This window comes from Hymenobacter aquaticus (genome assembly GCF_004765605.1).
Classification (GTDB): domain Bacteria; phylum Bacteroidota; class Bacteroidia; order Cytophagales; family Hymenobacteraceae; genus Hymenobacter; species Hymenobacter aquaticus.
This window is the reverse complement of sequence record NZ_SRLC01000002.1, coordinates 21,187-40,912: the sequence shown is the minus strand read 5'-3', so window position 1 is coordinate 40,912 and position 19,726 is coordinate 21,187. Positions and strand designations below refer to the sequence as shown.

General features: G+C 62.2%; 25 protein-coding genes. 14 read left to right on the top strand and 11 right to left on the bottom strand.

Going from position 1 to position 19,726, the window contains the following annotated elements; genetic code table 11:
• Window positions 1-25: 25 nt before the first annotated feature.
• From E5K00_RS13125 to E5K00_RS13115, 3 genes are all read left to right on the top strand, one after another.
• The gene (locus E5K00_RS13125) at window positions 26-1,513 is read left to right on the top strand and encodes a right-handed parallel beta-helix repeat-containing protein (RefSeq protein ID WP_135463784.1); all 1,488 of its coding nucleotides are present in this window, start codon (window positions 26-28) and stop codon (window positions 1,511-1,513) included.
• 9 nt (window positions 1,514-1,522) lie between these two features.
• Window positions 1,523-1,951: a secondary thiamine-phosphate synthase enzyme YjbQ gene (locus E5K00_RS13120; protein ID WP_210114318.1), complete on the top strand. Its 429-nt coding sequence runs from the start codon at window positions 1,523-1,525 to the stop codon at window positions 1,949-1,951.
• Window positions 1,952-2,067: 116 nt separating this feature from the next.
• Window positions 2,068-2,607, top strand: coding sequence for a hypothetical protein (locus E5K00_RS13115; protein ID WP_135463783.1), 540 nt, complete (start codon window positions 2,068-2,070; stop codon window positions 2,605-2,607).
• Window positions 2,608-2,614: 7 nt separating this feature from the next.
• Here the strand turns inward: E5K00_RS13115 and E5K00_RS13110 are convergent, their stop codons facing one another.
• Window positions 2,615-3,184: a hypothetical protein gene (locus tag E5K00_RS13110; RefSeq protein WP_135463782.1), complete on the bottom strand. Its 570-nt coding sequence runs from the start codon at window positions 3,182-3,184 to the stop codon at window positions 2,615-2,617.
• Window positions 3,177-4,724: a 2,3-bisphosphoglycerate-independent phosphoglycerate mutase gene (gene gpmI / locus E5K00_RS13105; RefSeq protein ID WP_135463781.1), complete on the bottom strand. Its 1,548-nt coding sequence runs from the start codon at window positions 4,722-4,724 to the stop codon at window positions 3,177-3,179. The genes E5K00_RS13110 and gpmI overlap by 8 nt, the downstream gene beginning before the upstream one ends.
• A 151-nt stretch (window positions 4,725-4,875) precedes the next feature.
• Here gpmI and E5K00_RS13100 point away from each other — a divergent pair, with 151 nt between their 5' ends.
• The 6 genes from E5K00_RS13100 to E5K00_RS13075 all read left to right on the top strand — a co-directional run bounded on the left by E5K00_RS13100 (window position 4,876) and on the right by E5K00_RS13075 (window position 9,384).
• Window positions 4,876-5,274 carry a DUF4783 domain-containing protein gene (locus tag E5K00_RS13100; RefSeq protein ID WP_135396634.1) on the top strand — a complete coding sequence of 133 codons (399 nt, stop codon included), beginning with the start codon at window positions 4,876-4,878 and terminating at the stop codon, window positions 5,272-5,274.
• A 144-nt stretch (window positions 5,275-5,418) separates the two neighbouring features.
• Entirely contained in the window at window positions 5,419-6,279 is an 861-nt protein-coding gene (nadC, locus tag E5K00_RS13095) for a carboxylating nicotinate-nucleotide diphosphorylase (RefSeq protein WP_135463780.1), read from the top strand.
• A gap of 116 nt (window positions 6,280-6,395) precedes the next feature.
• Window positions 6,396-7,031 carry a hypothetical protein gene (locus tag E5K00_RS13090; protein ID WP_135463779.1) on the top strand — a complete coding sequence of 212 codons (636 nt, stop codon included), beginning with the start codon at window positions 6,396-6,398 and terminating at the stop codon, window positions 7,029-7,031.
• 118 nt (window positions 7,032-7,149) lie between these two features.
• Window positions 7,150-7,521 (top strand): hypothetical protein, encoded by a 372-nt coding sequence (locus E5K00_RS13085; protein WP_135463778.1) that lies wholly within the window; start codon window positions 7,150-7,152, stop codon window positions 7,519-7,521.
• A 228-nt stretch (window positions 7,522-7,749) separates the two neighbouring features.
• Entirely contained in the window at window positions 7,750-8,490 is a 741-nt protein-coding gene (locus E5K00_RS13080; RefSeq protein ID WP_135463777.1) for a class I SAM-dependent methyltransferase, read from the top strand.
• A 156-nt stretch (window positions 8,491-8,646) separates the two neighbouring features.
• On the top strand, window positions 8,647-9,384 hold the full coding sequence (locus E5K00_RS13075) for a ZIP family metal transporter (RefSeq protein ID WP_135463776.1): 738 nt from the start codon (window positions 8,647-8,649) through the stop codon (window positions 9,382-9,384).
• A gap of 26 nt (window positions 9,385-9,410) precedes the next feature.
• Here E5K00_RS13075 and E5K00_RS13070 read toward each other — a convergent pair whose 3' ends face one another.
• The 3 genes from E5K00_RS13070 to E5K00_RS13060 form a co-directional block, all read right to left on the bottom strand.
• On the bottom strand, window positions 9,411-9,737 hold the full coding sequence (locus E5K00_RS13070) for a chaperone modulator CbpM (RefSeq protein WP_135463775.1): 327 nt from the start codon (window positions 9,735-9,737) through the stop codon (window positions 9,411-9,413).
• Window positions 9,738-9,742: 5 nt separating this feature from the next.
• Entirely contained in the window at window positions 9,743-10,678 is a 936-nt protein-coding gene (locus E5K00_RS13065) for a DnaJ C-terminal domain-containing protein (protein ID WP_135463774.1), read from the bottom strand.
• A gap of 81 nt (window positions 10,679-10,759) precedes the next feature.
• A complete protein-coding gene (locus E5K00_RS13060) occupies window positions 10,760-11,098 on the bottom strand; it encodes a DUF3140 domain-containing protein (protein ID WP_135463773.1) in 339 nt (112 codons plus the stop codon).
• Between the two features lie 170 nt (window positions 11,099-11,268).
• On the opposite strand from E5K00_RS13060, the gene E5K00_RS13055 reads away from it, so the two are divergent.
• Window positions 11,269-11,685, top strand: a complete 417-nt coding sequence (locus tag E5K00_RS13055; RefSeq protein WP_135463772.1) for a DUF6799 domain-containing protein — start codon at window positions 11,269-11,271, stop codon at window positions 11,683-11,685.
• A gap of 83 nt (window positions 11,686-11,768) precedes the next feature.
• Here the strand turns inward: E5K00_RS13055 and E5K00_RS13050 are convergent, their stop codons facing one another.
• The 3 genes from E5K00_RS13050 to E5K00_RS13040 are packed head-to-tail and all read right to left on the bottom strand — an operon-like array spanning window position 11,769 to window position 13,243.
• Window positions 11,769-11,963, bottom strand: coding sequence for a hypothetical protein (locus E5K00_RS13050; RefSeq protein ID WP_135463771.1), 195 nt, complete (start codon window positions 11,961-11,963; stop codon window positions 11,769-11,771).
• A 36-nt stretch (window positions 11,964-11,999) separates the two neighbouring features.
• A complete protein-coding gene (locus tag E5K00_RS13045; RefSeq protein ID WP_245328290.1) occupies window positions 12,000-12,392 on the bottom strand; it encodes a septal ring lytic transglycosylase RlpA family protein in 393 nt (130 codons plus the stop codon).
• Between the two features lie 11 nt (window positions 12,393-12,403).
• Complete coding sequence (locus E5K00_RS13040; RefSeq protein WP_167856875.1) at window positions 12,404-13,243, bottom strand: glycoside hydrolase family 25 protein; 840 nt, start codon at window positions 13,241-13,243, stop codon at window positions 12,404-12,406.
• Window positions 13,244-13,392: 149 nt separating this feature from the next.
• Between E5K00_RS13040 and E5K00_RS13035 the strand changes: the two genes are divergently transcribed.
• The 3 genes from E5K00_RS13035 to E5K00_RS13025 all read left to right on the top strand — a co-directional run bounded on the left by E5K00_RS13035 (window position 13,393) and on the right by E5K00_RS13025 (window position 14,582).
• Window positions 13,393-13,668 carry a VF530 family protein gene (locus E5K00_RS13035; RefSeq protein WP_135463769.1) on the top strand — a complete coding sequence of 92 codons (276 nt, stop codon included), beginning with the start codon at window positions 13,393-13,395 and terminating at the stop codon, window positions 13,666-13,668.
• 103 nt (window positions 13,669-13,771) lie between these two features.
• Window positions 13,772-14,179: a hypothetical protein gene (locus E5K00_RS13030; protein ID WP_135463768.1), complete on the top strand. Its 408-nt coding sequence runs from the start codon at window positions 13,772-13,774 to the stop codon at window positions 14,177-14,179.
• A 79-nt stretch (window positions 14,180-14,258) separates the two neighbouring features.
• Entirely contained in the window at window positions 14,259-14,582 is a 324-nt protein-coding gene (locus E5K00_RS13025) for a hypothetical protein (protein ID WP_135463767.1), read from the top strand.
• Window positions 14,583-14,683: 101 nt separating this feature from the next.
• On the opposite strand, the gene E5K00_RS13020 is transcribed toward E5K00_RS13025, so the two are convergent.
• The gene (locus E5K00_RS13020) at window positions 14,684-15,067 is read right to left on the bottom strand and encodes an Hsp20/alpha crystallin family protein (protein WP_167856874.1); all 384 of its coding nucleotides are present in this window, start codon (window positions 15,065-15,067) and stop codon (window positions 14,684-14,686) included.
• A 529-nt stretch (window positions 15,068-15,596) separates the two neighbouring features.
• On the opposite strand from E5K00_RS13020, the gene E5K00_RS13015 reads away from it, so the two are divergent.
• Window positions 15,597-16,376, top strand: a complete 780-nt coding sequence (locus tag E5K00_RS13015; RefSeq protein WP_135463765.1) for a PPK2 family polyphosphate kinase — start codon at window positions 15,597-15,599, stop codon at window positions 16,374-16,376.
• A gap of 9 nt (window positions 16,377-16,385) precedes the next feature.
• Here E5K00_RS13015 and E5K00_RS13010 read toward each other — a convergent pair whose 3' ends face one another.
• Both E5K00_RS13010 and E5K00_RS13005 read right to left on the bottom strand, forming a co-directional pair.
• Window positions 16,386-17,414 carry a Gfo/Idh/MocA family oxidoreductase gene (locus E5K00_RS13010; protein ID WP_135463764.1) on the bottom strand — a complete coding sequence of 343 codons (1,029 nt, stop codon included), beginning with the start codon at window positions 17,412-17,414 and terminating at the stop codon, window positions 16,386-16,388.
• A 145-nt stretch (window positions 17,415-17,559) separates the two neighbouring features.
• Window positions 17,560-19,362, bottom strand: coding sequence for a serine hydrolase domain-containing protein (locus E5K00_RS13005; RefSeq protein ID WP_135463763.1), 1,803 nt, complete (start codon window positions 19,360-19,362; stop codon window positions 17,560-17,562).
• Window positions 19,363-19,726 lie beyond the last annotated feature (364 nt).

The window sequence follows — 19,726 nt, the reverse complement described above, 5'->3', positions numbered from 1 at the left end:
TTTTTAACCGCTCTATCCACCCGCTATGCGCTTTCTGTTACCCTGCCTGCTCGTGTTGTCGTGCCTGCTGACCGTGCTGCCGGGCTGTGAGCCCAAGGAGGACCTCGTCACCACCGACCCCGGCGCCAAGCTCGAGTTTTCGACCGACACGGTGATGTTCGACACGGTTTTCGCCCAGACCACGACCGTCACCAAGCGCCTGTGGGTGTACAACCGCAACAGCCGGGCCGTGAAAGTAGAGCAGATCCGGATAGCCAACCCGGCCGTGTCGGAGTACTCCGTCGTGGTCAACGGCGACGCCGGCCCGATTGCCAACAACGTCGAAATCCGGGGCAAAGACAGTTTGCTGGTGCTGGTGCGGGCCAAGCTGGGGCCCGGCACGGCCGCGCCCGAGGGCAAGCCCTTCCTGAACACCGACCAGCTCCAGTTCAAAACCAACGGCAACGACCAACAGGTGCAGCTGGTCGCCTACGGCCAGAACGCTTACTTCCACCGGGGCGCGCTCAGCTGCGCCGAGGTTTGGAAGGCCGACAAGCCCCACGTGCTGCCCGGCTCGGTGCTGGTGCCGGCCGGCTGCGTGCTTACCATTGAGGCCGGGGCCCGGGTCTACGCCCACGCCGGCGTGGCCATCATCGTCAAAGGCACATTGCGCGTCAACCCCGACTTCGTGCCCACCGCCGTGCTGAAGCCCGACGACCGTAATATCGTGCGCTTCGCCGGCGACCGGCTCGAACCGTTCTACAACGACGTGCCGGGCCAGTGGGCCGGTATTCAGTTCGACCCCGGCAGCAGCCGCAACAGCGTGGTACGCTACGCCGAAATCAAAAATTCGAGCTTTGGCCTGCTGGTCTACAACCCCGAAAACCTGCAGCCTCGCCCCCGGGTGACGGTCGAAAACACGGTGTTCAAGAACATTTCCGGGGCCGGCCTCACCTTCGCCAGCGGCGGCCAGAGCTTCGACGGGGCGGGCATTCTGGGTATTGGCGCCGAGTTTACGCTCACCAACTGCCTGTTTACCAACTGCGGCGAGTACGCCATTCTGGGTTTGGCCGGCGGCACCTACAACCTGAACTTCTGCACCATTGCCAACTTCACGCCCGCGTTCCGGCGCGAAACCGAGTCGGTAGCCATTACCAACGAGGGCGTGCTCAAGTCGGTGCCGGGTCCGCTGCTCACCCGGGTCAGCATCCGCAACTCCATCGTCTGGGGCTCGGTGGAAGAAGAGCTGCTGTTCAAGAATAGCGCCGCCTACGCCGACTTCACCCTGGAAAACAACGTGCTGCGCACCCAGCGCTATAAAACCGGGCTACCCGCTTCCAACCGGATCAACACGGACCCCAAGTTCAAGCGGCCCGCCGGCCTGTTTGCCGATAAGTTCGACTACAACCTCGATACCCTGTCGGCGGTGCGCGACCTGGCCCGGCCCTTCGGCGGCGTCAGCAACGACCTGCTCAACCGCCCCCGCGACCCCGCCACGCCCGACCCGGGCGCGTACGAGCGGAAAAACCCCTAGGCTGCCGTTATGATCTGGATTCAGAAACGCTTGCGTATGCCCGCCGTGCGCCGCGGCTTCCACCTTATTACCGACGTGCTGGTGGCCGAGCTACCCGAGCTGGAACGCATTAAAATCGGGACGGCGCACTTTTTTATTCAGCATACCTCGGCCAGCCTGAGCATCAACGAAAACGCCGACCCCACCGTCCGCCGCGACTTCGAGCAGTATTTCAACCGGGCCGTGCCGGAAAACGCGCCCTACTTCGAGCATACCCAGGAAGGCCCCGACGACATGCCGGCCCACCTGAAAGCCGCCATGCTGGGCACCTCCGTCACCCTCCCGATTACCAACGGTGAGTTGGCCCTGGGCACCTGGCAGGGCGTATACCTGGGCGAGCACCGCAACCACGGCGGCCGCCGCTGGGTTGTGGCTACCATTATGGGTTCGGAAGGCTAACCAGCCGCAAATAAATCTGGTGGGCAACAAGCCGCCCCGTAGGTATTTGCGTATGAGGCACCAAAGGCCCCTGTCGCGCTATGGTATCTGCTTTGTTGCTTTCGTCGGTTAAACTCGTGTCTGCCCTGGCAGTATGCGCCGCCGTGAGCCTGGGCCCCGAGTTCGGTGCCGATACCCGCGCCAGCCGTGCGCAGGCCGGGCCGCCGACCACGCCCAAGCGGCGCACCGTAGCCCGGCCCGTGCCCCCCCGCGCTACCTGCGTTATGACCAACGATACGCTGGCCGGGCAGCCGTTCGGCGCCGAGCTCACCACCGAAGAATTGCTGCGGGCCGGAGCCAGGGTCGTGTCGCGCCGGTGTCTGGCCAACGCGCACGAGAAAGGCCAGACCGACACCATTCTGACGCTACAGCACCAGGGCAACCAGTTCGAGTTCTATTGTATGCCCGAACAGCGGCTGTTGCGGCGGGCCGTCATTACCAACTTCCGCCCCGCCTACGGCCAGCGCCTGCGCCAGACCCTGGACGCCTCGACCCGGCAAACCGGCGGCTCCTGCGCCAAAGTGCAGATTCGGGACACCGAGCGGGCCAACAACGTGTCGGCCACCTTCTCGGAAGGCAAGCCCGCCGTAGCCCGCGTCGAGCCGTATCTGGATTAGCCGATAGTTACAGCACCCGCACCGTAGCCGAGTAGCGTAGCGTGTCGAACATCACCAGCTTCTGCACGCCCTGCACCTTATACGTGTTCAGCAGCCCGTTGCGGTAGCTGATCGTCAAGGTCTTGCGGGAGAAGAACAGCGGGTTATCCTGGGTCAGCACGGCTTCTACAGTTCCTTCCTCAGTACCCGCGCCGCTTACCCGCAGCTGGTCCACGATGTTTTCGATGCCGGCTTTACGGCGGTAAACCTGAGCCCCGCCCGCGGCGCCGCCCACCTGGGCTTCGTACGCCCCCCGCAGAGCTGGCTTGTTGATGTCGGCCTGATAGAAGATTTGCAGCTCCTTGCTCCAGTCTACTTTCTCCACCCGCGTGGTTTCCACCTGCCCATCGCGCAGGGTCACCTGCTTTTCCACGGCCGGCTGCCGCTCCGAAAGCAGCCTGGTCTGGTTGTCCAGCAAGCCCTTCACGTCGAAATACAGCGGCTTACGGGCCGACTGACCCGCGCGGGCAGCCTCCGGCTCCTGACCACAGGCCGTGGTCAGGAGCAGGCAGGCGGCGGCCCCGAGTGCTCTACGCATTCGTAGGTGTAGCAGTGGGTTGCAGCAACGAGGTGCCGGTCATGTCGGCCGGCTGGGGCAGGCCCATGAGTTGCAGCACCGTGGGGGCAATGTCGCCCAGCTTGCCGTCGGCCAGGGTACCCCGGTAGTCGTTGTCGGCCAGAATGCAGGGCACCAGGTTGGTGGTGTGGGCCGTGTTGGGCGTGCCGTCGGGGTTTATCATCATGTCGGCGTTGCCGTGGTCGGCAATGATGATGCAGGCGTAGTTGCTCTCCAGGGCGGCCGTTACCACGTCGCGGGTGCAGGCGTCCACGGTTTCCACGGCTTTCACGGCGGCTTCAAACACGCCGGTGTGGCCCACCATGTCGGGGTTAGCGAAGTTGAGCACCACGAAGTCGGCCGATTTGGCCTGCAGTTCGGGCACCAGGGCGTCGCGCAGCTCGTAGGCACTCATTTCGGGCTGCAAATCGTAGGTGGCTACCTTGGGCGAGGCGCGCATCAGGCGGGTTTCGCCGTTGAACTCCACCTCCCGGCCACCCGAGAAGAAGAAGGTGACGTGCGGGTACTTCTCGGTTTCGGCAATGCGGATCTGCTTTTTGCCGTTAGCCTCCAGCACTGCGCCCAACGTGTTTTCGAGGTTGTCCTTCTCGAAAATCGGGGTGACGCCCACGAACGTGGCGTCGTAGTTGGTCATGGTCAGGTAGTGCAGGTTCAGCCGGTGCATGTTGAAGGCGTGGAAATCCTGCTGGGTCAGGGCCTGCGTGATTTCCCGGCCCCGGTCGGTGCGGAAGTTGAAGCACACCACCACGTCGCCCTCCTGAATGGTAGCCAGCGGCAGCCCGTCGGCCCCGACTTTCACAATCGGCTTCAGAAACTCATCCGTCACGCCTTCTTTATAGGAGTCGAGCATGCTCTGAATCAGGTTCTGAGAGGGCGTACCCTTGCCGTTCACCAGCAGGTCGTAGGCCACTTTCACCCGTTCCCAGCGGTTGTCGCGGTCCATGGCGTAGTAACGGCCCACAATGGAGGCAATTTTGGCACCGGTGCGGGCCGTACTCTGCTCCAGGTCGTTGACGTAGTTGACGCCGCCTTTCGGGTCAGTGTCGCGGCCGTCGGTGAAGGCGTGAATAAACACCTTATGCACGTCGGCGTCGTGGGCCAGGGTGCACAGAGCTTTCAGGTGCTCGATGTGGGAATGCACTCCACCATCCGACAATAGCCCGATGTAGTGCAGGTTCTTGCCGTTGGTGCGGGCATATTCGAAGGCTTTTTCCAGAGCGGGCACCGAGCCCAGCTTCCGCTCCCGGATGGCCTTGTTGATGCGCACCAAGTCCTGGTACACCACCCGGCCGGCCCCGATATTCATGTGGCCGACTTCCGAATTACCCATCTGCCCGTCGGGCAGTCCGACGGCTTCCCCCGAGGCCTGCAGCTTACTGTGGGGAAAACGCTGAAACAGTGAGTCGACAAACGGAGTATTGGCCTTGTCGATAGCCGATACTTCCGTATTCTGCGCCAAGCCCCACCCGTCCAAGATCACCAGCAATACCTGTTTATTCATAGCAGCAAAGATAAGGGCACCAGCGGGAACGTGCGCATTTTGTTGGTTTGGGTTAACTTGGGGCCGTGGCGACCGGCTGTAGGGACATTTTACTAACTATGACTACTTGGCATAGTTTTAGCGAACCGCATGATACATTCCCTACTCTAGTATGAAACGCAACATTTTCCAGGTTATTACCGTCGTGTGGTTCCTGTTACTGTCGGTAACGGTACTGGCACAAGGTGAAGCCTTCACGCCGGTTCGCAATGCCATCCGGAGTGGCTCATCCCGGGAGCTGTCCCAGTATTTCGGCTCCACCGTGGAGCTGAGCTTCGATGGTGACAAGCAAAGCTATAGCTCCACGCAGGCCGAATTTGTGATGAAAGATTTCTTCGCCAAGAACTCGCCCGCCGGTTTCGACTTCGTCCACTACGGAGGTAGTAACGAAGGAACTCCCTACGCGGTTGGCAAGTACGTCAGCAAAACCGGAGCCTACCGGATGTTCGTCAAGATGAAGTCGGCCCAGGGCAGTTTGGTTATCGATACCATCGATTTCACCAAGGAATAACCACAGCCGCGGACCCTGAGGCGCTAAGAATTTGAAAAAAAGCTACTTACTCTATCCTGGCAGCTGCTGGTTCACCACCAACTGTTTTTAAGGATTCTGGGAAAGGCTCCGGCGCAAGTCGGGGCCTTTTTCTATTTTTGCACCGTGCAAACCCCACCCTACCTCACCCCCGAAGCTCTCACCACCTTTATTCGCACGGCCCTGGCCGAAGATATCGGCGACGGCGACCATTCCTCCCTGGCTGCCATTCCGGCCGACGCCCGCAACCGGGCGCACCTGCTGGTAAAAGGCGAAGGGGTGCTGGCCGGGGTAGCACTGGCCCACCTGATTTTTCGGGAGGTCGACGCGGACCTGCGGGTAGAGCAGCGGCTCAATGACGGCGACCGGGTAAACCACGGCGACATTGCCTTCATCGTGGAAGGTCGCTCGCGCAGCATTCTCACGGCGGAGCGCTTGGTGCTCAACTGCATGCAGCGCATGAGCGCCATTGCCACCTACACGGCCCACCTCACCAGCCTGATGGCCGGCACCAAAGCCCGCCTGCTCGACACGCGCAAAACCACACCCAACTTCCGCATCTGCGAAAAGTGGGCCGTGCTCATCGGCGGCGGCGTGAACCACCGCTACGGCCTCTTCGACGGTATCATCCTCAAAGACAACCACGTGGACTACGCCGGCGGCATCCGGCCGGCCATCGAAGCCACCCGGGCTTACCTGGAGCGCACGGGCCGGCAGCTGCCCATCGTAGTCGAAACCCGCACCCTGGCCGAGGTAGAGCAGGTGCTGGAAGTCGGCGGCATCGAGCGGATCATGCTCGACAACATGCCGCCCGCCAAGCTACGCGAGGCCGTGGAGCTGATTGCCGGCCGTTTTCCGACGGAAGCCTCCGGCGGCATCACCGAGCAGACCATTACCGAAGTAGCCCACACCGGCGTCGACTACATTTCGGTGGGCGCCCTGACCCACTCCGTCAAGAGCCTGGACCTGAGCCTGAAAGCGTTTTAAATTAATGTGCTGATGTGTTGGAATGGGCTGAGGTGCTAATGGTTAGCAAGTCATTAGCACCTTAGCCCATTCCAACACATCAGCACATTCAAAGCACATTACCCACATTACCCAAAATGCAACAACCCAACCAACGCGGCGGCTACCGGCAGGCCCAGGGCCCCGCGCCCATGGCCATCCGCACCAAGAAATACCAGCTCGATACCGATACCTACACCCGTATGGCCATGGCCCAGGTGTGGCGCAAAGACTGGTGGTACGCCCTGATTCCCCTGGCCCTGGGCCTGCTGCCGGCCCTGATATGGCCGTCGTGGTGGTGGGTGCTGGCCGCCGTGCTGCTCACGCTGCTGTTTGTGCTGCTGCGCTCGGCCCAGATTACCGGCGTGGCCCAGATGGAGCAAAGCAAGGCCCTGTTTGAGCGGATGAACTACGAAATCGACAACCGCCAGATCGTGCTGCGCCAGAGCGAAACCAAGGGCATGGGCCTCACCTGGGACATGATCGGGCAGGCCCGGCGCGACAACGACGCCTACTTGCTGTGGCTGCAGCCCCCGGCGGCGGCCGACGAGCTGAAGGGCTTCAAGGGCTGGATGGCCCGCACCTTCAACGTGCCGATCTTCCTGTATTTCCCCCTGCGCATCTTCAACTCGCCCAACGACATCAAGCTGTTCGACTCGATGCTGCGGCGCAAAAACCTGCTGCCGGCCCAATCTCCGGCCGCTGCCGCGCCGACGAGCCCAACTTCCGCGTAACTTTGACCCGCTTGAGCCGGTACAGTACCTTGGTACGAAGCAGGCAAGGCAACAGGCAGAGGCCCGTATCGTGGCTGATTGCCTGCCCTAACGCTTAGCATTTCAACCTCTTACGAACATGACTAAAAATCTTCTGCTCTCCGCCGTGGCCGTGGCCACCCTGGCCCTGAACGCCTGCAGCAGCGAACCATCGGACCTGCGTCCGGAAGCCAAAGTATCCGTGGACCAGGTGGCTCCCGGCTCCCGCACCACCGATAACTTCGACCAGGGCACCGTGGAAGAAGCGCACCAGGCCAAGGGCGGCGCCATTGCCGAGCCCATCAGCTCCCACACCAACTTCGAGAAGGACCGCCACCCCACCGCTGAGCACGGCATTTCGGCCAACGGCGAAGAAACCGACCGCACCAAGCAGGAAGCCGCTGCTCCCGCTCCTGCTGAAACCCAGCACGACGCCAACGAGAAGCCCGCTGAAAAGATGAAAGAGGAGTAGTATTCCTCTTTGCTGTCAAGCTTTTAGGCCCCGGCGCCTGCTATTCTTTCCCGAGTGGGGAGTAGCAGGCACCGGGGCCGATTTGTTGCACAAGGCCCCGCGGCTGCTCCTGGTCCGGGCCGACAGCAAGGCCCAATGTCGGCGGCTTTTTGTAACATTGTTGCAAAATAGCGCGTCCCTTCGCTTTGGGTCACCCGTTGTTGCCTCTCCCGCTCATTGCTCTTTTGAATGCCACAATCAGAAGCCGAATGGTTTAGTACCTGGTTCGACTCGCCTTACTACCACCTGCTGTACCGGGACCGGAACCATACGGAAGCACGCGTTTTTATTGATGAGCTGCTGACGCACTTGCACCCGAAACCCAGCACCCGCCTGCTGGATCTGGCCTGCGGCAAAGGCCGGCACTCCATCTACCTCAGCGAGCAGGGCTACGACGTAACCGGCGTGGACCTCTCCCCGGAAAGCATTGCCCACGCCCGGCAGTTTGCCCACGAGCACCTGCACTTTCACGTGCACGACATGCGCGACCCGCTGCCCTTCGGCCCGTTCGACTTCATCTTCAACCTCTTTACCAGCTTTGGCTATTTCGCCAACGAAACCGAGAACGTGGTAGCGCTACGCTCGGCAGCGGCAGCATTGCGGCCGGGCGGCAAGATGGTCATCGACTTTATGAACACCGAGCTGACGGTGCGCGAGTTGGTGGCGCACGAGGAGAAAACCGTGGACGGCATCACCTTTCAACTGCACCGCCACCTCTCCAACGACTTCATCGTGAAGGAAATCCGGTTTACGGACCGGGAAGGCCAGGTGCAGCAATACGAGGAGCGGGTGCGGGCCCTGAGCCGGGACCGGTTCGAGGAATACTTCCAGATGGCGGGCCTGCGCTTGGCCGAGGTGCTGGGCGACTACCACCTCGCCCCCTACGACGAGAAGACCAGCCCCCGCATGATCTTCGTCCTGAAAAAATAGGGATTTAAGGTGCTAATGTGGGGAATGTGCTGATGTGCTAATGTTCGGATACAGCGCCGGGCAGCAGTGCATTGCTCAGCTTACCCAGCAGCAAGACCTCTGCACATTTTCCTTATCAGCACATTTCCCACATTCGCACCTTAGCACATTACCCCTATGTGGTTTGCCGTTTTCCTGTTATTTCTCACCGTCATGGGGGCGGGGTGGCTGACGCGCTTCGTGCCGACGGCCCGCACCACCTGGATGAAGCCGCTGCTGGCTTTCAGCGGCGCCTACCTGTTCACCCTGACCATTATGCACCTGCTGCCCGAGGCCCTGAGTCTGGGACCGGAGGTTAGCCACCGGATTGGCTATTTCGTGCTGGCGGGCTTTTTTGGGCAGCTGCTGCTGGAGGTTTTTTCGCAGGGCGTGGAGCACGGGCACGTGCACTACCATACCTCGCACGCGGGCCGGGTGCCGTTTCTGCTGCTGTTTTCGTTGGTGCTGCACTCGTTTCTGGAAGGCAGCATCCTGGTGAAGTCGCCGGGGGCGGCGGGCGTGGGACAGAGCTTCTACGCTATCCTAGCCGGCATTGCCCTGCACCACATTCCGGCGGCTTTTGCCCTGATGGCGGCCCTGCTGCTGCGGCTCAACAGCTTCCAGCGGGCCTTTCCGTATTTGGTACTGTTTGCCCTGGCCGGGCCGGCGGGCATCATCGTGAGCAACTACGTGGTGCTGGAAAACCTGCTCCAGGGCGGCTGGTACGCGGCCCTGCTGGGCCTGGTGGCCGGCAACTTCCTGCACGTATCAACCACCATTCTATTTGAAACCAGCCCCGAGCACCACCTGAACCTGCCCAAGCTGGCGGCCACGCTGGTCGGCTGCGCCCTGGCTTTGGCCGTCGATTTGGTGTAAGCCGCCGACTGGGCCGACGTCGGCCGCTAGAAGTCGGTTTCGACAACCGGCCCCGAGCCGCGCAGGTACCGCTCCAGCTGGGTGGCGCGGGCCGTCTGCCGGGCCAGTGCCTCCTGCACGACCACCAGGCGCTGCCGCATGGCCACAATTACATCAATGGCTTCCTTACTCAGGCCCAGGTCGTGGTGGAGGCGGGCGAGGCGGGCCAGGTGGTCGGCTTCGCCGAAGATGGCGTCGGGCGTGTCGGCGGCTTGCAGCAGGCCCAGGTCGATAAACTCGCGGACGTCGGCCTCGCTCAGGCCGTACTGCGTCGAGCACTCGCGCAGCGTGATGGTGATAATGTGCGTTTCCATGGCGGTCAGGCTTCGTTGCGGAGGTGGGCCAATTGCTGAATAAGCGCTTTTTCTTCGTCGGTCAGGTGCTGGGGCAGCGTCAGGGACAGGCGCAGGTACAGGTCGCCGAACTGGCCGGCCTGCCGGTACACTGGGAAGCCTTTGCCGCGCAGGCGCAGGCGAGTACCGTTGGCCGTTTCGGGCTTGATCTTGATTTTGACCGGACCCGAAAACGTATCAACGACCTGCTCGCCGCCCAGCAGCGCCTTGTAGATGCTCACGGGCACGTCCATGGTCAGATCGTTGCCGGTGCGGGTGTAGCGGGCATCGGGCTGGATGCGGATGGTGATGTAGAGCGAGCCGCTGGGGCCACCGTTGCGGCCGGGGCCGCCCTGGTCGCGCAGCCGGATGGTCTGGCCATCTTCCACGCCGGGCTGAATGGTAATGCGCAGCTTTTTGCCGTTTACGGTGAGGGTGCGCGGCCCGCCCTGGTAGGCGTCTTCCAGCGTCAGCTCCAGCTCGGCCTGGTAGTCCTGGCCGGCCCCGGGGCGGGCGTTGCCGCTGGCCCGGCCGCCCGAGCCCCCGAAGATGGAGCTGAAGAAATCGGAGAAGTCGGCGCCGCCGAAGGGGTCGTTGCTACCGCCGCCGCCGAAGCCCCCACCCTGCTGCGCGTACTGCGACCAGTCGAAGCCCCCGCCCCCACCGGCACTGCCCCGGCCGGCGCCGGCCTGCTGGTAGCGCTGCCAGTCGGCCCCGAGCTGGTCGTACTTGCGGCGCTTTTCCTCGTCGCTGAGCACTTCGTTGGCCTCGTTTACTTCCTTGAATTTCTGCTCGGCATCCGCGTTGTTCGGGTTCACATCGGGGTGGTGCTGGCGCGCCAGCTTACGGTATGCCTTCTTGATCTGGTCGGTGGTGGCGTTTTTGTCGACACCCAGAATCTTGTAATAGTCTTTGTAATCCATGGGGTTGGGAGGGGCTGAAGGGCCGGCCGGTAAGGAGCAAAACAAAGGGGAGATTTTCCGTATCGGGCCGGCTCCGCGAAATTACTTTTTCAGCGGATCGTGGCCCCAGTTCATCAGGGAGTAGCGCCAGCGGGAGTGCTCTTTGTCGGCGGCCGGGCCCTGGGCCAGATGCCGGCTGATGTAGGAATGAACTTTGTGCATGTGAGCCTCATCGGCGGCCGTGAGGTCGGCTTTTTTCTTCTCCAGAATCTGCACAATGTGCTTGCCCGACTTGTGGCCGACGCTTTCCCCGTCGCCGTCGTCCTGGCCTACCGATTTGGATTCTTCCGTTGTAAGCCAGTGCCGCAGCTCGGTGGCGGTCATATTCACTTGGCGCTTGAACTCAGCGTAAATTTCCGGATTCGGGGTGGCAGCACTCATGCGAAGAAATCTTTAGGAACGAAATGGAGATGGATAGGCAGAGTAGACCATTTTTTAACGCCAGACTGCTTTCTGAGGTTGCCCCCGGCAACGCGGGAACTTTAGGTGACGTTTTGTATTTTACATCACTTGAAAAGCAGCTTACCTCTCTCACTTCTATTTTCTCTCCCATGAAACTCCGCTTCTCATTTCTGTTGACGCTGGGCCTGGCCCTGGCCGGTTTCGCCGCGCAAGCCCAAACCAAAGTAGCCCCCCGCCGGGCAGTAGCCCCCAAGGAAAAAGTGGTGGTGCGCGAAGGCGTGACGATGAAAGACGGCGTGGTGATGAAGGACGGCAAGGTGATGGTGACCCGTCAGGGCATGACCACCACCCTGGCCGAGCCGACCACGCTGACTAACGGCACCAAAATCATGGCCGACGGCAGCGTGACGATGGCCGACGGCAGCACAGTGACGATGAAAGAAGGCGACATGCTCTCCTTGAGCGGCCGCCTGACCACGGCCACCATGAAAGCCGAGCAGGACAGCCTGATGGCCATGTCGAAAAACGGCGGCAAGGGCAAAATGAAGATGAAGCGCAAAAATTAGTAACGTCCTTCTTCCCCCAAGCAAACAAGCCCCGGCGCTGGCAGCGTCGGGGCTTGTTGGGTGTTGGCGGATGGGCCCGGGGCTTACCGTTGGGTACAATCCTGGAAGATGGCGTGCACCTCGGCCTCGTCGCGGGCTTCCACCACTTCGTTGATGACAAACTGAATTTCGGCCTCGGTCCAGGTTTGGGCTTCGGCGGCTTTTACGAAGGCACTCAGGGCGGTAAACCGGTCGGCTTCGGCGGGCTGTACCCACTTCACTTTCTTGCGGATGCGCATGCGGCAACTATTCTAGGGAGGAGAAAAAGGCGGAAATCAGCGTTTGGCGGCCCGCACGACCTTCAGCCGCACCGGGGCCACGCCGGCGTCCACGATGTCGATTTTGCGGGCGGCTTTGCGCGAGAGGTCAATGACGCGGCCTTTGGCGTGCGGGCCCCGGTCGGTGACGGTAACTTTCACCGAGCGTTTGTTGCGCGGGTTGGTCACCCGCACCACGGTCCCGAACGGCAGGGTGTTGTGGGCCGCCGTGAGCTTATTGGGCCGGTAGGTGGTGCCGCTGGCCGTTTTGCGGCCGTTGAACTTATCGGCGTAGTAAGAAGCCCCGCCGCTTTGGGTGAAGGCATCCTTGCTGCCGCCGCAGCTGCCCAGCAGCAGGCTACCGGCCAGCAGACCAAGGGCAGTCAGGCGAAGAAACGGAGTATATAGCAAAGCAGACGGGGTTAGTGAAGGCGGGCCGGGGCACTTTTGCCGGCCGCCGGAATACGCAACGCCAGCAGGCTCTCGAAGTTACCCTGAAACACGTTAAAGTCGACCGTGCCCCGGATGCCGGGCACGTAGGCTTCGTCGCTGTGCTGCCAGATAATCCACTTGTCGGGGGGCAGCTGCGGGCTTTCGACCTCGTAGTGGGCCAGCCAGAGCGGGTAGTCGTCGAAGTGGCCGGCCAGGTGGCGCTTGTAGAAGCTGTAGTTGGAATACAGAATGGGCTTCACCCCGTAGTGCCGCTCCACGAGCCGCAGCCAGGTGCCCACGCCCCGGCGCATCACGGCCACATCGTGAAACTCGGGGGCTTCCACGTCGAGCACGGGCGGCAGGTCGCCGACGGCCAACGGCACGGTGCGCGTAAACAGGTTGGCTTGCTTGGCCCCGTCGTAGTTGGGCTGAAAATAGTGGTAAGCGCCCCGGTAGATGCCGGCCCGCTGCGCCTCGCGCCAGTTGCGGCGGAAGCGGGCGTCGCGCAGGGTTACGCCCTCACTGGCCTTGATGAAGGCAAAGCGCACGTCGTGCTCGGCCACGGTTTTCCAGTCGATGGTGCCCTGGTAGGACGAGACGTCGATGCCGTGCACGGAGTAGCCGCTGAGCAGGGGCGTCTTTTCGCGGCCCGTCAGGCTGCTGAAGGTGAAGCTGGCGTAGGCCCGGCGCGCGTAGCGGTGCAGCTGCCGCTGATACCGCAGGTACACGCCCAGTCCCAGCACGAGCAGCAGCAGCCCCACCAGGCCGGCGTAGCGGCGCCGGGCGGAAGGCCGGCGGCGGGAAACAGGGCGGGGAGAACGTCGATTCATGAGAGTTGCCATGGCAAAGGTAACGAACAGCGCAGGGTCAATAATGCCTGGGCCGGGGTAAAAACCGGCCCGCCGGCGGCAGCCGCGGGCCCAAGAACGTATATCCACAGGCTTTTTGCCACCTTTGTGGTTCCTTTTTGCCTTCCGTTATGCCCCAGCCCGACCCTACCGACGTCCGCGACGAATCCGGCCACCTCATCCGCGAATTGCACGGCATCACGCTGGCCCAGATCCTGGAATACTTGGTGGCGCACTACGGCTGGCCCGGCCTCGACGAGCGGATTCGCATCAACTGCTTCGCCGTAAATCCCAGCATCAAGTCGAGTCTGACGTTTCTGCGGCGCACGCCCTGGGCCCGGGCCAAAGTAGAAGATCTGTATGTGCAGACCCGCACGGCCGAGGTACTGGGCCAGCGCCGGCCGTAGCGGGGCGGGACGGGAGTTGCCAGCCACTTTTGGTACAGTTCTTGGCTAGCGTTGCACAACAGCGTGAATTGCGCTGCGAAATCCCTCATCTTCTCTCCCGCTCATGAAAAATATCCTTCATTTCCGCGCCGCCTTTCTGCTGTTCGTCAGCCTGTTTGCCTTCGGCTCCTCGGCGCAGGCCCAGGAATTTAAAACCCAGGGCAAAGGCAAAGGTGCGCTGGTGTACAAGTCGCAGTACAAGGAGTGCATCACCGGTGAGCTGACCGGCCTGGCCCAGTGTGTCGACATGACCCAGGAAACGTACGTGGTGACGCCTTCGGGCAACGAAACCTCGGTCTGGAAGGGCACGGCCCCGGCGGCGCTGCGGCCGGCCAAGACCTTGGTGAAGGATGCCACCTGGCAGGAAGCCGGCAAAACCTACACCACCCACAGCACCACGACGCCCAGCGGCGAAGTCTCCGTGACGCTGCACTACAAAGCCAACGGCAAAGGCGGTAAGGGCAAGGGCTAAGCCTCGCCATAACAGTGACAAACAAGTCGGCCAGCGGAGGTATCCGCTGGCCGACTTGTTTTTGTAGCTTAGCACGGCAATGGCTGACATCACCGAAAAATCCGGGCCGCGGGCCCTGCTTCTGGGCCTGGGCCTGTTCGTGGCCTTCGAAACGGCGGCTTACTACCTGCTGAGCTGGGTCACGTCGGGTATGGGCATGACCGACCAGTTTCAGCCCGAAAACACGATTGTGAGCAACTGGGTCAAGACGGTGGTGTTTCTGCTGCTGCACCTGCTGCTGGTGGTCGTGGCCGTGCTGGTGCTCAGCAACCGGCTGCCGCGCCGCTACCGGGGGCAGGTCATGGGCTGGTTTTACCTTTCCCTGCTGCTGGGCTTCGTGCTGCTCATTCCGCTGTTTGGCTGAACTAGTCGGGCAATAAAAAAGCCACTGCGGAAGCAGTGGCCAAGTGGAACAATGGCGTCGGTCGGCCCCGACGATATGAACAGTGCGGCCGGAGCAGATTCCTACCGCTGCTTGATTTCGATTTCGCGCTTCTGCGCGGCGGCATCCTTGTAGGGAATGCGCACCTGCAGCTCGTGGCCCTTGTGCACCGCATCGATGCGGGCCAGGTCGAGGTTGGCGGGCAGATCCAGGGTTTGGGCAAACAACGGAGCGGCCAGTTGATCCTCGGGCTGGTGACGGTACTCGCAGTACACCGTCAGGCGGCTGTTATCGAGCACGACGTGGAAGTTTTCGGGGCTTACGGCCGGCACGGCCACCCGAATAACCACGCCCTGCTCGCGCGTATCTACGCGCACCACTGCCTGCGCCGTGCCGCCACCCAACGTGTTGAGCAAGTCGAGCTGGGGGGCAATGTTGCGGATAAACTCTTTGCTGATCAGATTCATGGCGTATTTTCCTTTCTTGGTTACGAGGGTAAATACAAACTGTGTACCAACCTGAAACCGGATGACAGGAAGCGCAAAACAAGCCACAATGGCCGATTTCAAATCAATCCGCACGTATTTTACAGACAAAGCGACAGTTCGGTAGCCTCGGGCGTTGGGCTGCCTTTGGCAACAACCGCAGATAATAGCTCGCCAGAATATCACACAAACATCTGAATTTCAATATACTATACAATCAAGAAGGCACCGCCCGGCGGTGCCTTCTTGATTGCGCTACGGAGCCTTCTTAGCTGTCCGACGTCGAGCGTTGAGCATTACGGTTGGCCCGCTGAGTTGCCTCGGTGGCCTCTGCCTCTGCCTACTCTGAGGAATTATCCATGCTCTGCACCTGCACGTCGGAGGCCTGTTTAGCGGGGTTACGCGAAAATCAAACTTTTCTGCCTTCGATTTTTACTTGTAACTAACAGACAATGAGCCGTCCGCTGCCGCTTTCACCAGCTCGCCCATCTTGCAGATTCTTCCCTCCGCTATGCCCCCGAAAACCACTGCTATCGACCTGACGCGCCTGCCCAGCCGCGCCCCACACGAGCTGCACAAAGACGACATTCACCGCGAGATTGAGCGCCTCCGGCAGGACCTGGTCGAGCTACAAGACCGCCTCTACGCCGAAAACCGCCGCAGCGTGCTGCTGATTCTGCAGGGCATGGACGCCAGCGGCAAAGACGGCCTGATCCGGAAGGTGTTCAGCGGCCTCAACCCGCAGGGCGTGCGGGTGCATTCCTTTAAGGAGCCGACCATCGAGGAGCTGGCCCACGACTTCCTGTGGCGGGTGCATCAGCAGGTGCCGCGCCACGGCATGATTCAGATCTTCAACCGCTCCCACTACGAGGACGTGCTCGTTACCCGGGTGGAGAAGCTCATCACCACGGAAGTGGCCCGGCAGCGCTTCACGGCCATCAACGCCTTCGAGAAGCTGTTGCAGCAGTCGGGCACGACGGTGCTCAAATTTTACCTGCACGTGTCGGAGGAAGAGCAGCGCGAGCGGCTGCAGGAGCGCCTGCACGACCCGGCCAAGCAGTGGAAATACGAGGCCGGCGACGAGGGCAAAGCCAAGCAGTGGCCGCTGTACCGCCGCGTCTACGAAGACGTGTTCCGGCACTGTAGCCCCACTAGCTGCCCTTGGCACCTGGTGCCCGCCGACCAGAACTGGTACAAAGCCTACGTGGTGGCGAAGACCTTGCGCGATACGCTCCGGGAGATGAACCCGCAGTATCCGGCCAGCAAGCTGGAGCGGCCCCGGGAACGGTAGCGCCGGGCGCTACAGCCCCCACACGTCGTCGGTCTGGGCCAGGATTTCATTTTGCCACAGCAGCTGCTCTTCCCGGATAGGATAGGGCGCGCCGTGGCGGATGGTCTGGTACACGGCGTCGAACAGGCCGGTGTAGTCGCCTTTCTGGGTGGGCAGCACGGTGGTGGTTTTCACGTCGTTGCCCCCGGCCACGGTCAGCACGCCGGCCTGGTCGGCGGGCTCGATGCCGTAGGTGGGGTCCAGGGGGGAAAGGCCGCTGAGCAGCTGGGCCTCCTGCACGTCGGCGCGGGTTTTACGGAAGCTGCCCTGGGTGCCGTGCAGCACGAAGGCCGGCTGCGGATCGGCGATGAGCAGGCCCGAGGCCACCGTAACGGTAAAGCCCGGATACAGCAGCTGAATGGAGAAGTAGTCGTCGACCTGGGTGCCGGCGCGGAAGCGGCCGGTGGTTTTGCGGCTCTGCCGGGGCTGGCCAAACAGGCTGATGGCCTGGTCGAGCAGGTGGGGGCCCAGATCATAGAGCAGGCCGCTGCCGGGCAGGGGCGTTTCCTTGAAGGGCTTCGGGTTCAGCGTGGTCTTGAACCGGTCGTAGCGAAACGTGACTTCGATGAGCTGCCCCAGCTGTCCGCTTTCCACCACCTGCTTCACGAGCTGGAAGTCACTGTCCCAGCGCCGGTTCTGGTAGGCCAGCAGGTGGCGGCCTTGCTGCCGGGCCAGGTCCCACAGCTCCCGCACTTCCTGGGGCGAGGTAGCCACCGGTTTTTCCAGCAGCACGTGCTTGCCGGCCCGTAGCGCCTGGCGCGTAAACTCGGCGTGGGTGTTGCTGGGCGTATTCACCACCACCAGCTCCAGGCTGTCGTCGGCCAGCAGGGCCTCTACGCTGTCGTAGCTCGTCACGCCGGGGTAGTGCTGCCCGGCTTCCTTGCGGCTGCGCTCCGTCACGGCACTCAGCTCGAAACCGGGGTGCGTGGCCACGAACGGGGCATGAAATACTTTACCCGACATACCATAGGCCAGCAGGCCGGTGCGAATCTGTGTCATAAGCGGAAGAAAGTGGCAAAGGAACCGCCAGGCCGCCACCCGGGCCGCCAGCTATTTCCTGCAAAGTACACGTCCGGCCCGGACTTTCACGCCCGCCCTGCCTGCCGGGCCGCCTGGCCCGGAACCCGCTTGGGCTTCGGCCGGCCTACACTTTGGCAAACCACTTCAGCAGCTCCCGGCCCTTGGAGCGCAGCTTCTCCAGATACGACGGCGACGCGGTGGCAGGCGCGTCGGCTTTGGCGGGCGCCGGGGCCGACGGCTGCTTTTTGGCCGGCCCCGTGTTCAGCGTGGCTGGCCGGGGCTTGTGGTGGGAGGCGGCCGTGGCTTTGCGCGCCGCCGGTTTTTTCACCGTCTTATGGCTGAGCTTGGCCAGGATGGAAAGTGCCGCCGGGGTATGAAACTGCCAGGTGGGGTTGCCGTCCAGGGCGTACATGGCCTGCTGCCCGGTGCTGTCGTTCTGGAAGTACTCGACCACCCGGGCGTAGTAGGTTTTGTTGGGCGCCAGGTTCCGGACGGTCACGGCGCTATCGGGGCCGGCGGCTACCACGAAGGCACTCTTGCCCAGCGCCGAGCCGTGGCCGTAAGCGGCATCGGGGGCGTAGCTGGTGCCGTCCTGCGGGAGCTGGGCTACCGGGCTGCCTTCCTGTACCACCACCAGGCGGCGGGAGCCGTTGCCGTTGGTCCAGCGCAGCGTGGCCGTGCCCGCCTCCGTAGCGTGGCCACGCAGGTGGGCGGCATTCCGGGTGGGCGGAAAGAAATCCAGCGCGGGCCACTCGGTAGCGCCTTCCACGCACTCCCAGCCCAGCTTTTCCAGGTCGTTCCAGAACCGGTTGGGGGTGGCGCGGGCATTGAGCAGAATGGCCCAGGTGTAGCCGTCGGCCGTTTGGGCCACGCAGCTGGCGGTACCGTCGAGGCTGCCGGTGTGCCAGTTCACCTTTTTGCTCACCATCCAGCCCTTGGCGTAGTGGCGGTTGTTTTCCGAGGGCTCCAGCATCTGGGCCACGGTGGCCGGGGCCAGCACGTCGGGCTGGGCGGGGTTGCCATCGGTGGCCACCAGGAAACGCACTAAGTCGCGGGCCGAGAACAGCCAGCCGCCGTGGGCATTCATGGCCTCCAGGTTCCAGCTGCCGTAGGCGGCCGATACTGGCTTGCCGGTGCCGTAGCACGAGGCCCGGTGGTCTTTGCTGAAGTACTCGGCTTCCCGCTCGTGCTTGTCGGCCAGCAGGTTGCGGCCCAGGTGGGCTTCGCTGATGCCGGCCGGGGCCAGAATGTTCTGCCGCACCCAGCCTTCGTAGGACTGGCCGGTTACTTTTTCCAGAATCTTGCCCAGCACCAGGTAGCCCACGTTGGAATAGGCGAAGCGCGCCCCCGGCCGGAAATCGAGGCCCTTGGTGAGCAGGAAGCGCACCATCGTGGAGTCGCCCACGGGGTTGGGGGCGCTCAGCGCGTCGGCCACGTGCAGCGGAAAGTCGATGGGGTCGGAGGTGTTGAAGCCGTCGGTGCCGTTGTTGCGGTTCCAGCCGGCGCTGTGCTCGAGCAGCTGCTGCACCGTTATGTCGTAAATCCGCTCGTCGGTAATGGCGCTGGTGTAGTAGGCCGACTGCAAATAGCCTTTGGGCCCAAACGCCTTGTGGCTCAGGTCAATCTTGCCCTGCTCCACCAGCTTCATGATGGCCGTGGCCGTCACGGGCTTCGACACGCTGGCGACCCGCAGCAGGTGGGAGGGCCGCATGGGCACGGTGCGGGCCAAATCGGCGTAGCCGAAGGCGCGGCAGTACACCAGCTTGCCCTGCCGGCTGATGGCAACCGAAGCGCCGGGAATTTTCCAGCGTTGCATAAACCGCTCAATGGCGGCGTCGCAGTGAGTAAGCTGAGGCGTGGAAGCACCCGTTTGCGCCAGGGCGGGCAATGCCAGCACCCCCAGCAGCAGGGCCAGTAAAGTCTTCACAAATCCAACGAGGCAAATAACAAGCGAATCCGGCCCGTACAGGCTGGCGCAGTCTTTCGGCTGATCTACAAGTTTATTGGATTATTCCGAACATTCCGCGCACCAGAATCAAGAATAAATTGTGAATTTTTAAGAAAAACGTAATGATACCCCTCTGATTATTAGACAGTACTGACGCTATACCAATCCGAACGGCCATTGTCAGCTTCCAGGGCAATAGAATTATGCCCTGTTTGGCACTGGCCTGCTTTGCCTGGGCGGGAATACTAGCCGATGGGTGGCACGTACCTCGCAGCAGCCGGCCCAGGCAAAATACCAACATGTAGGTATTGCGCGGGCCCATCGGCCGGGGGAAATTGGCGGT